The organism is Streptococcus sp. LYSM12, from assembly GCF_004569635.1.
Taxonomy (GTDB): Bacteria; Bacillota; Bacilli; order Lactobacillales; family Streptococcaceae; genus Streptococcus.
On sequence record NZ_SPOZ01000012.1, the window covers coordinates 34,012 to 46,291 of the forward strand.

Consider the following 12,280-nt stretch of genomic DNA (forward strand, 5'->3'; position numbering starts at 1 on the left):
CTCATGTCCTCATTTTTTCAGGGTCCGTACTCATGATGTCAAAGAGCTTGGTGTGTTGTGGAATCTTATTCTTGAAAGGAACAACTGTGGAACCGGCCTTGATTAGGCCAGCCCCTTTTTCAGGATTGACCAAGTATTTCTCCAGTTCCTTGGAAAGCCCAAGCATATGCACCAACTCTTCGCGATCGCTCTTAGCCTGTTTTAAAAGAATCATAAACTCGCTATTGGCAATAATACGTCTGCCATTGGCATCTAAAAGAAGAGTCTCTACATTTTGAGTAATGCCTGTCGGTATCGCCCCATACTTACGGACACGACTCCAGAGTTTAAAGAAGAAATCAGAGGCATACTTGTCTAATAAGAGAAGCTGCATCTCATCAAAGTATATCCAGGTCTTCTTTCCTAGTTTTTGGTTTTTCACCACACGGTTCCAAATCTGGTCAAAGATAACCATAAGGGCAATTTGTTTTAATTCATCGCCTAACTTTTTGACATTGTAAATCAGGAAATGACTGTCTGTTTTAATATTGGTCCGATGTGAAAATATGTCCAGCGACCCTTCCACATAGAGTTCCATATCCAGTGCCAAGTCCTTAGCTTCCTGTTCAGGTTGTTGAGATAAGACAAAGACCCATTCGACCAAGGATGGTGTGTCAAAATGCTTATAGGTGAGGCGTGTCACACGGTCTATCAGCGACTTTTCGCGACCATCCATTTTGCGGTCCAAGAGCTTTCCAATCCAGGACAAGAGAAATTCGGACTTGACCTTGACCGGATCCTCATCCATATTCTCATCTGATAGATCTAAGACATTTAAAAAGGTAGTGGAATCTGGGGCAATATCAATACTCTCCCCACCAAAGGCTTGACCGATAATACTGTACTCATTTTCTGGGTCAACAATAATAATTTCAGTATCACTATCTGCTTCCTTGAGCTTAGTTGAGATGATTTCGTGTTTTGTCGCCATCCCTTTGCCAGCTCCAGAAGTCCCTAAAATCAAACCTGATGGAGTATTTAACTTGCCACGGTCAATACTGATGATATTACTTGAGATTTGATTGATGCCATAAAATTTCCCACCCTTGTCATGAATATCTACGGAAGTCCAAGGTGCATTCACGGCAATATTTGAAGTCAATAGAGACCGAGAAACACCTTCGAGATAGTTCTTCCCAAATGGCAAGAGACTATTAAAGGCAGCTTCTTGCATATAGGTCAAGTTATCAATAATCATATCATTAGACCCTGCCACTTGCTTGATAATATCAAGAGATTGTTTGAGTTGGTCTTCAGTATCCGCTAGCACGCCAATTAGAAATACGGTGTCAAACAGTTTATCTCCTGTTTGGGTCATGGTTTGAAGAAGAGCTTCAGCTTCATCGATGTTGTTCTCAAGAACATGGCCGACCTTCTCCAAATAGATTCCAGTCCGAGCCATTTTTTGTTGTTCACCAATCTTTTGTGATTCCATCAAGGTCTTCTTGGTTCGTAGCTTGGTCATGGTTTCAGACTTAGTAGAGCCTTTGGCATGTAGGCTAATCATCACTTCCAAATCTGACTGCATGAGGTCTCGAATAAATTTATCCCCTAACTCCATGCCATAGTCGCGAACATAAACAATCTGTAATAATCGATCGTCCAATTCAATATGATTCTTGTGTTTAAAGGAAAGGTAGGTTGGGGCAATAAAGTGTTTGGTGGATTGACCTGAGAGAGTCAAATCCTTATAAGAAAACGGTAAATGATTTTCACCTCGTAACATATCCGCAAGGACATTCACTCGCTCCTCTCCACCAAGTAAACCAAGAGATACATCAATCTCTGAAAAGCCACTCTTGAAATATTCCCCAATCTGTGACAGAGAACGAAAAGCTAGTTTTGGTGTTTGGTCGCTCTTGCCAAATGAAAGAAACTTGACAGCTGAAAAGTTGTTCTCACCCGCCTCTAAGTTGGCATCCATCATGCGATTCAATTCATCACGATAAGTATCAAACCCATCTTCCTGCAAGGGATAGAGAATACTCTTACGAAATTTTTCCAAATTAACTTTTTGATTGAAAATAGTCAGTTGGAAATTGGTCTTATCATCCAGTGAATTGATTAAATCGGAATATTTCTCCACGATAGCTCCCTTATCATCTAAGCCAACTGTTTGGTAATTAACATCTCCTAAGAGATAGGTTTGTGAGAAATAGCTTGGACTGACCTGCATAAGGCCATTCTGAAAAAGTCCTTGATAGGCTAACGTATTTACGGTAGAAGGGCTGATTTCCTGTTTCTGTGTTTTCGTCTTTTGCTTTTTGTCATTAGAAGAGGTCTTTGATTTCATTGAGTGTTTTAATTTTTTCACGTTGGTCTCCTTTTCTTCCAGTAAATGTGCGGTCTGGCACCGTTAGTTCATAATGAAAACGGTACTTGAGGTATATTTCAAATGGTAAATCGTTGGGGCGATAGACCCCAAATAACATGAGTGGAATGGTAAAGCTAAAAACAAAACCATAGACAAACCAATCCCCAAATTGCCAATAAAATAGGTTCAAGCCCAAAACCAAAATGGTTAGGGCGACAGCTGGAAATACAAAAATAACCTGTCTAGTTGTAAATCCCAGCCATGCCCTGTGTTGAACCTTTGAGATGTCCTTAAAGACACGTGTGTTCATAAATGTTCTCCAATCTAAATAAGCTATAAAAAGAGGAGGCGAGATAGTGACTCCCTTCCTCCTACATCCCCAAAATACTTCGGGCGGTTCGTTGACTGCCAACCAAGGCAATGATTAACAATATGGCCTGTACCAAGCCACCAAACATAATGGCGAGTGATTCCATCACTCCAGCTCCATTTGATACGGCAATCTTTCCAGCCGATTCAAACAAGGGAACAAGAGATACAATTAGAAAAATCAAAATACCTTGAACGGCATAGACCATGATGTTTTTAAGGTAACCAATCCCAACACTTCTCCAGTCATCACTAAGGAAGGTCGGAATGGTAACAGGGGCAAAAGGAATCATCAGATAGAGTTGGATAAAGCGAATGGTAATCAAGATATTGACAACCATAATACTGGCCATTCGTACCAACCAAATGAGAATCGCAAAAAAGCCAATAATCATTTTTCCTACAATTCCAGATCCCTTAATGCCTGAGATGGTATCATAATTAGCACCACCATTCGTGACAAGACTTGCCACTTGTTCAATAACATATGAGGCAATGGCAATAATGGCTTCCACAATAACCGTCGTATTGGTAATCACGACCGCGACCATGATGTAGCTGACAATCATAGGTGCTATGGCTTCAAAGGTCATTGCACCGCCTGAGTTTGCGATTTTCTTGGCCATTTTTGAAAATTCGAGTACAAGAACTACCGCAAGAATAGCTACTCCCAAGGGCTGCATAATACCCTTGGTAATGGCTGTCATGTAAGACCAAACCGTCGGATTAAAGTCCGCCAGTGACTTAACCAAGTTAGCAGTTGATTCTAAATCGACCTGAAACCCTTCAAAAAGGCTATCGCTTGACACTTTTTCAGAGGCTAGAAATACAAAAGGTGACGTAAAATTCATCATCATGTCATGTTCTGACCTCCTCTAAATGGTAATCTGTGTCACAAAAGCACCTGCGGCTCCCACCATGACACCACCAACAATTTCTAAAATGGCATTTCGGACGCCTGGCCCACCATCTTTAATGTTGGTTGAAAGGTTGATAATGCCCATGACTACAAGAAAGGCTCCTACTGCAATCAAGCCTTTTTGTAATAGAGACATGGCCTGGGAGAACATGGAGCTGGCGTCCACTCCGTAAACAAAGCCTGTTAGTTTTTGATTCATATTTTTCCTCATTTCTATTAATGTAGTGACGTTTCTGTGCTTAAATCCCTTATTTGATAGTCTGACAAGTCCAATTCTTCCTCTTTAGCCAAGGGATTGATGTGATAGTTCCACCAACGGTCATCGGTTTCCTTATCAGCGAGCAACTTCCAATGTTTATGTTTGAGAGGAAAATATTTCTTGGTTCGAAAAACAGGAACCCCTGCAATGCGTACGAGGCACTCATCTCGTTTCATAGTTCCAACTTCATCAGCCGTCATCAAGTCACGAGCAATTTTCTGATGAGAGGTAGAACTTGAACCCGTCTGCCCAAAAGAACGACTGGTGCTTCTGACATCAACGGTTTGTTTGCCTAAAAGTCCACTCATGAATTTGAAAGTTTCCTCGTCATTCCCACCCAAATAGAGGAGACTGTCACAGTTCCCCAGTATAGTTTTCCAAGCTTCTTTTTCCTTATAAAGTCCTTGGAGTTGAGCGATATTTTGGAGAATAGGCACAAGACTCATATTCCTAGAGCGGACTGTTGAGGTTTGTTCAGCGAAGTCTGGGATTTCTCCGACATTCGCAAACTCATCCAGATAGCTTCTAACATGAATAGGCAGTTGCCCTTTAAAGTCAACATCAGCCTGTCTGGTCAAAGTGGAGAAAACCGTAGAGAAAAATAAAGCAGATAGGAAACGAAAGGTCGTATCATTGTCTGGAATAACAAGATAGACCATGGTCTTTTGAGTGCCCCACGTTTTCAAATCCATAGTGTCTCTTTGCGTCAAATCAATCACCGATTGAATATTAAAGAGGGCAAATTTAGCTGTTGTGACCGCAATCACCGAATCCAAGGTCTTATCCTTATAGTTTTGAAAATCTGCCCAGTTTCTCATGGTAAAGTTCTCATGACCATATTTCTTAGCATAGTCTTCAAACAGGACTTCAAGTATACTTTTGTCCTGATTGTCTCCCTTTGATAAGAGTTTGATGAGTTTCCCAATCTCAGAAAAGGCTGGATAACGGCCACGCTTACGTCTTGCTTCCTGCTCTTGCTTAGAACTTCCTGGAGGATTGTAAAAATCCACCAAGTAAGAGGCAATAGCTCTCACCAATGTCATGGAAGCCTCATCCCAAAACGGATCACTGCGAGAACCATTTCCTTTGGTATTATTAAAATAGACCGTTAACATACGGTTCAAATCATTCTCTGTTTCTACATAACGAAAGGGATTAAAACCGTCTGAATTGGTCATATTAACCAAGTCTAAAACCTTAACCTGATAACCGTTTTCTAAAAAGAGTTTACCTGTCTTCTCAGCCAAATGGTCTTTCGGATCTACGACAATATTGGAACAGTTAAGTTGGATAAGGTTGGGTTTCACAAAGCGAAAGGTCTTACCTGCCCCAGAACCCCCAATGACAATCAAATTTTTATTTCGGTCAAACTGGGGTTTCTTCTTTTCCAACAAGGTTAGACGAACATCACGAGCCAAAATCGTGTCATTGAAAGGATTCTTACTGTAAAAGTTCCGCTTTTCCTTACTGGTTCCAAATCGTGCAGAACCATATTCTTCCCCTTCCCGATAGACTTTCTGTCCTGTCGATACATAAAGATAGACTAGCGTCATCATTAGAACCCCAAGGATAAAGGCAAGAAAAGATTTTTGAGTAAAGGAAAATAGCCATAAAGGATTGAAAACCTGATTTAACCCCTCTCCTAAGAGGTAGGCAATACGTTCCATAGGTGGGGCATTAGTTAAACTATCATAGAGTAGGGTTAGACGATGGCAGAAATAGCCAAAGGCGAGACCCAAGAGTCCAAAGACAAATGCTTTTTGCCTGGAATACATTACAAGGTCACCTCCTTGGTTTTTACTGCCGAAAGTTCTGTCACTCTAATTTTCTCTTTGGCCAGTTCTATCTCTTGGTCCAAGGTTTTATCAAAGGTTAAACCTTCTAGCTTCTCTGGATTAGACATCAGTTTCTTCAACAATTCATCCAAGTGATGATCGAGCAAGGTCTTATCCTTGGCATAAAAGTAGAGATAGTCTTTTTGCCAACTAATTGCGATTGGCAGTTTTTCTGACTCCATCAACTCCTTAAATTTCTCCACATCGATTGGCTTATCCAGTATGTCTTTACTAACATCAATCGCTTCAATGGCGTAAGGACTTTGAAGGAGTTCTTCCATTTTTTGAACCCCAATCTTATAAGCTGAATCTTGAGCTAAGGCTTGCCTAGCCGACCATTCTAAGAGTTTTAAGAGGGTTCTGACTGTCAATAAACTACTTCTTTCTACGTATTGCATCGCTTGACGTTCTTGTTGTTCAGATGACATAGTGGCCTCCTCTTTTTTCGATTCCCTATCAAACATAAGGTGCTTCCATAATACGGAAGCACTCTTGATTTTGGTATCACAAGAAAGTTACGACATAAGCCAAACTATTCCAAAGTAAATGTAAGGCGATTGCCGTCATACAATCAGTTTTCAATCGAACAACAGCCAAGGTCAAGCCAAGACAGCTATAGATGAGCCAACTCCCTAACTGATTAGGTCCATGGGATAGAACAAAGAGAAAACTGGTCACGCCTATTTGTTCAAAAGGGAATGTCAATTTTTCCCACAGCAATTGCCTGTAAACAATCTCTTCAAGAATACTTGCATTGACCAGAAACAATAAAAAGATAATAGGAGGAACCTGTTTTCCTACTTGTACCAATACTGCTTGATTCCTAGTCTGAACTGGAAATAGGAAACTGATGAAGACTGCAAAAGCAACCATAGCCACAAAGCCAAGAAGCAACCAACTTAGGCGATTTTGTACGCCCACAATTTTTAATGGAACAGTTTTATGACGGGCAATCTCTAAGCAAGTCACACTTAATAGGACCAATTGTAGCAAGACTATACCCTCTATTGTCAGATACTCTTTCAGGAATAAACTCACCAGAAGACCGTTAAGCTGTATGGCTAGATAAAACAACACTATCCTTATCATTGTCACCTCTTAAATAAATCTTCATAATCAATATCTAAGACTAGAACAATACGCTCAACCCATCTTATTTGTGGCATCAGACGATTAGATTTGTAATGCCGTAATTTTTGATAGAGGCGATTAAATTCACTTGGATAAACATATTGACCGTTGAATACTTTGCGAGCTAGTTCTGCCCAAGTGAGGTCTTTTTCAGCCAGAATGATTTCTAAATTGTCCCAAAATCGTTCATTCATCTTCACACCTACCCTGTCACTTGTTTCATCAGACTGGCCTGAAACAACTCTTCTTTTACCTGTCTGGGAAGAAAAGTACGTACTTCGTCTAGCCCAATAGCTGGATAGACGTGATTCTGACAGACAATGAGAGGCAGACGAAGGTTTTGGTCTGGCTTTTGGAGAATGAGCTGAATCATCTCATTCAAACTTATCGAATATTGACTTTTAAAGCGAAGAAATCGTGGCGACAGCAACTCAAAACAATCCGTGGTTTTGGCAAAGAGTGACAGTATGATTTCACGGGTTACCTCACATGCTTTTGTACAACGATAAGCCACTCCATAGGTCGTCAAAATGGTTAGTAAATCTTGATTTGTATTGGTATTATTTCCTAGATATACCTCAAGCATAGGCACCTCCTTATAGGGTTAGGCTATTTTCAACTGTTGGTTCAGGAGTTGAGAAATAGCGACTCATATCAATGGGCATCCGTCCTTCACCAAAGCACTTGACCGTCACTAGAGTCGTTAAAATGCCCTCCTTTCCCCTAGCAGAATAATTTTCACCAAAGGCACGAAAGGCCAGGTGATTGTCTTTCGTCAATAGTGTATCTACACCATTTTTAATATCCCTAGTTTCCATAAAATCCGAAATCTGATGAAGATTGGATTCGTAGAATAGGGGATCATTCATCTCTTTGTGGTAATCATCTTCAAAAGTTACCTCAAAGTCACAATCAAAATTGGGGAGCGACAGTATCTTTTGTAATAGCTGATTGGTTTCAGCTTGGTGAATACGTTCTTCTAATTCAGTACAATCTAGGATACTTTTCTTATGTAGTAAGTTCATGTTTTTCTTCCTCTTCCGTTCTTCTAAATTCTCTGGCAATGGCTTCAATAACTGTGACAGTCACGCTATTGCCGGCCTGTTTGTATAGTTGGCTCTTACTAGAAACACTCTCTGCTCTTTCATAAGCCCAATCAGGAAAGCCTTGAAGTCTGAAGCACTCTCTTGGTGTCAGTCGTCTTATTCTCAGGCGATAAAGTTTCCCCTCTAAGACAATGCCTGTGACTTCATACCACTTATCCTGTCGATATTCCAGAGCAGCAACTACTACTCCCATATTGTCTGAAGTCGTCAGAGTATTGGATATTCCCTTTCCCACACGTCCCCTACGTTTGGTTGAGTCTGGATAAGCCAGATTGACAGAGTCTCCAAGAGTTGCCTTTGCGTACCCTGTTTTAGTGGCTTCCTTGATTTTCAGAAATGGCAGCTCCTCCCTCAGCAAAATCTTTGGCACCTTGTCTCCACCTTGCATGGTGGTCAAGGTCGGTGACAAGCCAGAAATGTCAAATACTCTACCGGTCTGGTCAAAGCTAGTCGGCAGATTTCCTGCGACAACAACTCCGTGTTTGTCTTGACTGGTCAAAGTAAACATAGGGTCTTGATTGTCCTTAAATCGACGACCATGTTGGCGTTTTTCTAGTCTATCTGGTGTTAAGACTGGAATGGCGATTTTTGCACCCTCTCCTTTACCTCTTGTTAGTGTAGGAGCAAGTCCACTCGTCAGATAGACTTCACCATTCAAACCATGTTTAGAGGGATTGATATTTCCTAGCCTTTCAAGATGAGCTGGGCTGTCTTCTCTTCTGAGAGGAAATATGAATCTGGAACGGTATCTTCTAGAATGTCCGATAATAAAGACCCGTTCTCTGTTTTGCGGGACTTGGAAGTCCTTGCTGTTAAGCACCTGCCATTCGACATCATACCCCAATTCATCCAGCGTGGAGAGGATTGTGGCGAACGTCCGTCCCTCGTCGTGATTGAGTAGGCCTTTGACGTTTTCCAAAAATAGAAAACGTGGTTGGATTTGTTTGGCCGCTCGAGCAATCTCAAAAAAGAGAGTCCCTCGAGTATCTTCAAATCCCAATCGTCTGCCTGCGAGTGAAAATGCTTGGCAAGGAAATCCCCCGCAGATGATGTCCACTTGCCCTCTAAATTGTCTAAAGTCATGGTCTGTGACCTCTTTAATGTCATGGTATTCTATTTCCCCTTCTGTGTTAAACATGGCTTTATAAGATGTTCTAGCGAATTTATCAATTTCACAAAAGCCCAGGCATTTATGACCCTGTGATTCCATCCCTAGCCTAAAACCGCCTATCCCAGCAAATAAATCTAAAAATTTCATTTTTCCTCTCTTTCCAACTAAAAAAGAGCCTTACACTTGTAAAACTCTTGCTTATATATGATCATCCATTTCTGGTGCACGGATGATTTCAACAATCAAAATGATGATAGAAATCAGATAGATTCCACCTAGTATCCACCAAATCATCTTATTCACCTCCTTTTACTTCTTGTCGTCTCAGTTGCTTGGTCCACTCCGACAGCACACCATTAAATACGTATTCAGCTATTACTTCGGCTGACCGAGCAAATCGCATTTGTTCCAATGCATACTGATACCGGTCACTAAAATAAATCATGGCATAGTCACTAGCAGACTGAGATAGACCTGTCTGTCTTAACTGGTCATGAACCAAACCCCAAATATAGTCTCGATCGTACTTGGTCACGCCATCGACTTTTGAAGTAAAGTTTTCTTCTTTTTTCTCATCTACTAGCTGCCTCTCCTCCTCGTCCTTCATAACTAAGTCACTCCCTTCAGTTTCACTATATTTAGTCTCACTTCCTTCAGTCTCACTAGGGGCTGAATATAAGACCGGCCCCGTCTTTCTTTGAGACTCCCCTAGTGTTTTTTTAACACTAGCCCCGTCTGTATGTAAGACTGGGGTAGGTTCATGTTCTAATTCCCCCAAGTAAATTTTATTTGCCATTCGACCTCTTTCACTAGAGGACTGTTGGACTTCATCAATTAAGCCATATTCACGTAAGGTTTTCTTGATAGAGAGTAGTTTTGACTTTGAACAGCCTAATAGTGCCATCAGATTTGAATTGGAATAAATCAAATAAATAGCCCCATCCTCATCAATCCAGCCTTTACTCAAAGACAACTCCAACCGATCTTTTAAAACCGCGTAGGCTACCTTAACTTCCAGCTTCATATCCTTATAACGTTCACTCTCAAACAAAATTTTAGGGAGTTTATAATAACGCTCTGATGTCTGATATTGATTAGCGGTAATACGTTTCATGATTGTCCCTCCAAGACTAAAAGTCCAAAATTCCCGAATTCATCAAATCGGATTAAACCTGTTTGTTCCATTTCATTTACCAGTTGAGTTGCTTTTAGATTATCAACTCCCATGATGGTCATGATATGGCTCTTCACGATATGACGTGATGACTGTTCTTCCTTTTGCATAATTACCTCCAAAACGCAAAAATGGGGTAGACAATCTAGTGTCTACCCCCGAAAGTTTATTAAAACAAAAATCCTGCCAAAGAATTTTTGGCAGGATTTTTGGCAGGAAACCAAATCAATTTATCAGTTTCTATCAATCGCTTATCGCTCTCAAAGACTGGTAAATAGGGATTCCGCAATCTAATTATGATATGACTCTTATTTAAGAGTAACTGAAGCTCCAGCTTCTTCCAATTTAGCTTTGATTTCTTCAGCTTCTGCAGTTGCAACACCTTCTTTAACCACTGCAGGTGCTCCATCAACAAGTTCTTTAGCTTCTTTAAGACCAAGACCTGTGATTTCACGTACAACTTTGATAACGCCAACTTTTTTGTCACCAGCAGATGTCAATTCAACGTCAAATGAATCTTTGGTTGCACCAGCATCAGCAGCACCAGCTGCAGCTACAGCTACAGGGGCAGCAGCAGTTACACCAAATTCTTCTTCAATCGCTTTTACAAGATCGTTAAGCTCAAGGATTGAAGCTTCTTTAATTTCAGCAATAATGTTTTCAATGTTCAATGCCATTGTTATTTCCTCCAAATAGTGTTGTTTTTTAATAAATAATAGATGGGTGTAGCACTAGGCTACCTCTTGACGCATTAAGCAGCGTCTTCTTTGCTTTCTGCAACAGCTTTAACAGCGTATGCAACGTTGCGAACTGGCGCTTGAAGTACAGATAAGAGCATAGAAAGCATACCTTCCCTGTTTGGTAATGCTGCAAGAGCTTGAATTTCTTCTTTTGAAGAAACTTTGCCTTCGATTGCACCACCTTTGATTTCAAGAGCTTCAGCATTTTTAGCAAAATCATTCAAGATTTTCGCCGGTGCAATAACATCTTCGTTTGAAAATGCAATCGCAGATGGTCCAACAAAAATTGATGCAAGTTCTTCAAGACCAGCTTTCTCAGCTGCGCGACGCAAGATTGAGTTTTTAATGACTTTATACTCAACTTCACTTCCACGAAGATCACGACGAAGAACTGTATCTTGCTCAACTGTCAAACCACGTGCATCCACAACTACGATAGATGCTGCAGCTTTCATCTTTTCAGCAACTTGATCAACTAATTCTGCTTTTTTAGCGATAATAGCTTCACTCATTAGTGTTTTACCTCCGTTATTATTTTGGGTTCGAGCTCGTTTCAATAAAAAAACGTGCCAAACCTAGACACGAAAGTACAAATACGTTTCTAATCCGTTTTGTGCCTCGGTAGGATGTTTATGAGTTGAACTCCCCTACTGTCTTAGGTCAGTTTTTTCAAACCTTACTCATACTAACATACTTTCTCATACTTTGCAAGAGTTTTTGCTCAAAAATAAGAAAAAATGTAGTCAAAAACTACATTTTTTCTACCTTGATTCAGATATATTGAGAAAGGAGCAAGAGAAAAATCATGTTTTCGAAAAAAACATATCCTAGCTCCCTCTCTTTATTTGATACTAATTTATTTTTGTCTTTGCTCTTGAAGATATTCTTTAACTTCAGCAATAGTAGTAGCTACTGTTTCATCATCAAAAGACACTCGCTCAATTAAATCACCGTTCTCATCTCGAACTTCTGAATAAGAATGAACATCATTCGTCAGAGTGCTCAAATAACCACCACTTTTATCCGCAATAATGAGCGTTGCGTCATCTTCACCTTGAAAATAGTCATTAACTTCTTCTTCACTAGCGTCTTTTAGCAGATGAGCATAGATTTGAATCGTACGATTATTAGGTAGAGCATCCTCTGAAGCAAGAGCTGGCTGCTTTAGTAGAAATCCTCCTAACGAGGTCGCAATAATACCTAAAACTATTAGATTAACAAGATACTTTACTTTCATATAGTTTCTCCTTTCTTAAACAGGATTTGTTACCTGATATCTAGAG

At 40.4% G+C, this 12,280-nt stretch carries 16 protein-coding genes and 1 other annotated feature; all 16 genes read right to left on the reverse strand.

Annotation, left to right across the window (positions count from 1 at the left end; genetic code table 11):
• Window position 1 precedes the first annotated feature (1 nt).
• Window positions 2-2,353, reverse strand: coding sequence for a VirB4-like conjugal transfer ATPase, CD1110 family (locus tag E4T79_RS05150; protein WP_000734152.1), 2,352 nt, complete (start codon window positions 2,351-2,353; stop codon window positions 2-4).
• Window positions 2,310-2,663 carry a PrgI family protein gene (locus E4T79_RS05155; RefSeq protein WP_001097576.1) on the reverse strand — a complete coding sequence of 118 codons (354 nt, stop codon included), beginning with the start codon at window positions 2,661-2,663 and terminating at the stop codon, window positions 2,310-2,312. The genes E4T79_RS05150 and E4T79_RS05155 overlap by 44 nt, the downstream gene beginning before the upstream one ends.
• Before the next feature lie 61 nt (window positions 2,664-2,724).
• Entirely contained in the window at window positions 2,725-3,579 is an 855-nt protein-coding gene (locus tag E4T79_RS05160; protein ID WP_000980125.1) for a conjugal transfer protein TrbL, read from the reverse strand.
• Window positions 3,580-3,597: 18 nt separating this feature from the next.
• The gene (locus E4T79_RS05165; protein ID WP_001072182.1) at window positions 3,598-3,840 is read right to left on the reverse strand and encodes a hypothetical protein; all 243 of its coding nucleotides are present in this window, start codon (window positions 3,838-3,840) and stop codon (window positions 3,598-3,600) included.
• A gap of 17 nt (window positions 3,841-3,857) precedes the next feature.
• Window positions 3,858-5,675 carry a VirD4-like conjugal transfer protein, CD1115 family gene (locus E4T79_RS05170; RefSeq protein WP_000287313.1) on the reverse strand — a complete coding sequence of 606 codons (1,818 nt, stop codon included), beginning with the start codon at window positions 5,673-5,675 and terminating at the stop codon, window positions 3,858-3,860.
• On the reverse strand, window positions 5,675-6,163 hold the full coding sequence (locus tag E4T79_RS05175) for a hypothetical protein (RefSeq protein WP_000093699.1): 489 nt from the start codon (window positions 6,161-6,163) through the stop codon (window positions 5,675-5,677). The genes E4T79_RS05170 and E4T79_RS05175 overlap by 1 nt, the downstream gene beginning before the upstream one ends.
• Window positions 6,164-6,239: 76 nt before the next feature.
• Window positions 6,240-6,824 carry a CPBP family intramembrane glutamic endopeptidase gene (locus E4T79_RS05180; RefSeq protein ID WP_000619432.1) on the reverse strand — a complete coding sequence of 195 codons (585 nt, stop codon included), beginning with the start codon at window positions 6,822-6,824 and terminating at the stop codon, window positions 6,240-6,242.
• Window positions 6,825-6,826: 2 nt separating this feature from the next.
• Complete coding sequence (locus E4T79_RS05185) at window positions 6,827-7,060, reverse strand: hypothetical protein (RefSeq protein WP_001005707.1); 234 nt, start codon at window positions 7,058-7,060, stop codon at window positions 6,827-6,829.
• 8 nt (window positions 7,061-7,068) lie between these two features.
• Window positions 7,069-7,452 (reverse strand): hypothetical protein, encoded by a 384-nt coding sequence (locus E4T79_RS05190; RefSeq protein WP_135028334.1) that lies wholly within the window; start codon window positions 7,450-7,452, stop codon window positions 7,069-7,071.
• 10 nt (window positions 7,453-7,462) lie between these two features.
• Window positions 7,463-7,891 (reverse strand): hypothetical protein, encoded by a 429-nt coding sequence (locus E4T79_RS05195; protein WP_001050386.1) that lies wholly within the window; start codon window positions 7,889-7,891, stop codon window positions 7,463-7,465.
• Window positions 7,875-9,230: a DNA (cytosine-5-)-methyltransferase gene (dcm, locus tag E4T79_RS05200; RefSeq protein ID WP_000670052.1), complete on the reverse strand. Its 1,356-nt coding sequence runs from the start codon at window positions 9,228-9,230 to the stop codon at window positions 7,875-7,877. Before dcm ends, E4T79_RS05195 begins: the two co-directional genes overlap by 17 nt.
• Before the next feature lie 148 nt (window positions 9,231-9,378).
• The gene (locus E4T79_RS05210; RefSeq protein ID WP_000822785.1) at window positions 9,379-10,197 is read right to left on the reverse strand and encodes a replication initiator protein A; all 819 of its coding nucleotides are present in this window, start codon (window positions 10,195-10,197) and stop codon (window positions 9,379-9,381) included.
• Window positions 10,194-10,367 carry a hypothetical protein gene (locus E4T79_RS05215; RefSeq protein WP_001168336.1) on the reverse strand — a complete coding sequence of 58 codons (174 nt, stop codon included), beginning with the start codon at window positions 10,365-10,367 and terminating at the stop codon, window positions 10,194-10,196. Before E4T79_RS05215 ends, E4T79_RS05210 begins: the two co-directional genes overlap by 4 nt.
• A 198-nt stretch (window positions 10,368-10,565) precedes the next feature.
• On the reverse strand, window positions 10,566-10,934 hold the full coding sequence (rplL, locus tag E4T79_RS05220) for a 50S ribosomal protein L7/L12 (RefSeq protein ID WP_135028336.1): 369 nt from the start codon (window positions 10,932-10,934) through the stop codon (window positions 10,566-10,568).
• A gap of 74 nt (window positions 10,935-11,008) precedes the next feature.
• Window positions 11,009-11,509: a 50S ribosomal protein L10 gene (rplJ, locus tag E4T79_RS05225; RefSeq protein WP_075098255.1), complete on the reverse strand. Its 501-nt coding sequence runs from the start codon at window positions 11,507-11,509 to the stop codon at window positions 11,009-11,011.
• 37 nt (window positions 11,510-11,546) lie between these two features.
• Window positions 11,547-11,675: a sequence feature (ribosomal protein L10 leader region), on the reverse strand.
• 178 nt (window positions 11,676-11,853) lie between these two features.
• Window positions 11,854-12,234, reverse strand: coding sequence for a hypothetical protein (locus tag E4T79_RS05230; RefSeq protein WP_135028338.1), 381 nt, complete (start codon window positions 12,232-12,234; stop codon window positions 11,854-11,856).
• Window positions 12,235-12,280: the final 46 nt, after the last annotated feature.

Bases quoted from the DNA above. Each gene is read 5' to 3' on its own strand.
- E4T79_RS05155 (WP_001097576.1), bottom strand. From the start codon at position 2,663: ATGAACACACGTGTCTTTAAGGACATCTCAAAGGTTCAACACAGGGCA.
- E4T79_RS05160 (WP_000980125.1), bottom strand. From the start codon at position 3,579: ATGATGATGAATTTTACGTCACCTTTTGTATTTCTAGCCTCTGAAAAA.
- E4T79_RS05165 (WP_001072182.1), bottom strand. From the start codon at position 3,840: ATGAATCAAAAACTAACAGGCTTTGTTTACGGAGTGGACGCCAGCTCC.
- E4T79_RS05170 (WP_000287313.1), bottom strand. From the start codon at position 5,675: ATGTATTCCAGGCAAAAAGCATTTGTCTTTGGACTCTTGGGTCTCGCC.
- E4T79_RS05175 (WP_000093699.1), bottom strand. From the start codon at position 6,163: ATGTCATCTGAACAACAAGAACGTCAAGCGATGCAATACGTAGAAAGA.
- E4T79_RS05180 (WP_000619432.1), bottom strand. From the start codon at position 6,824: ATGATAAGGATAGTGTTGTTTTATCTAGCCATACAGCTTAACGGTCTT.
- E4T79_RS05185 (WP_001005707.1), bottom strand. From the start codon at position 7,060: ATGAATGAACGATTTTGGGACAATTTAGAAATCATTCTGGCTGAAAAA.
- E4T79_RS05190 (WP_135028334.1), bottom strand. From the start codon at position 7,452: ATGCTTGAGGTATATCTAGGAAATAATACCAATACAAATCAAGATTTA.
- E4T79_RS05195 (WP_001050386.1), bottom strand. From the start codon at position 7,891: ATGAACTTACTACATAAGAAAAGTATCCTAGATTGTACTGAATTAGAA.
- dcm (WP_000670052.1), bottom strand. From the start codon at position 9,230: ATGAAATTTTTAGATTTATTTGCTGGGATAGGCGGTTTTAGGCTAGGG.
- E4T79_RS05210 (WP_000822785.1), bottom strand. From the start codon at position 10,197: ATGAAACGTATTACCGCTAATCAATATCAGACATCAGAGCGTTATTAT.
- E4T79_RS05215 (WP_001168336.1), bottom strand. From the start codon at position 10,367: ATGCAAAAGGAAGAACAGTCATCACGTCATATCGTGAAGAGCCATATC.
- rplL (WP_135028336.1), bottom strand. From the start codon at position 10,934: ATGGCATTGAACATTGAAAACATTATTGCTGAAATTAAAGAAGCTTCA.
- rplJ (WP_075098255.1), bottom strand. From the start codon at position 11,509: ATGAGTGAAGCTATTATCGCTAAAAAAGCAGAATTAGTTGATCAAGTT.
- E4T79_RS05230 (WP_135028338.1), bottom strand. From the start codon at position 12,234: ATGAAAGTAAAGTATCTTGTTAATCTAATAGTTTTAGGTATTATTGCG.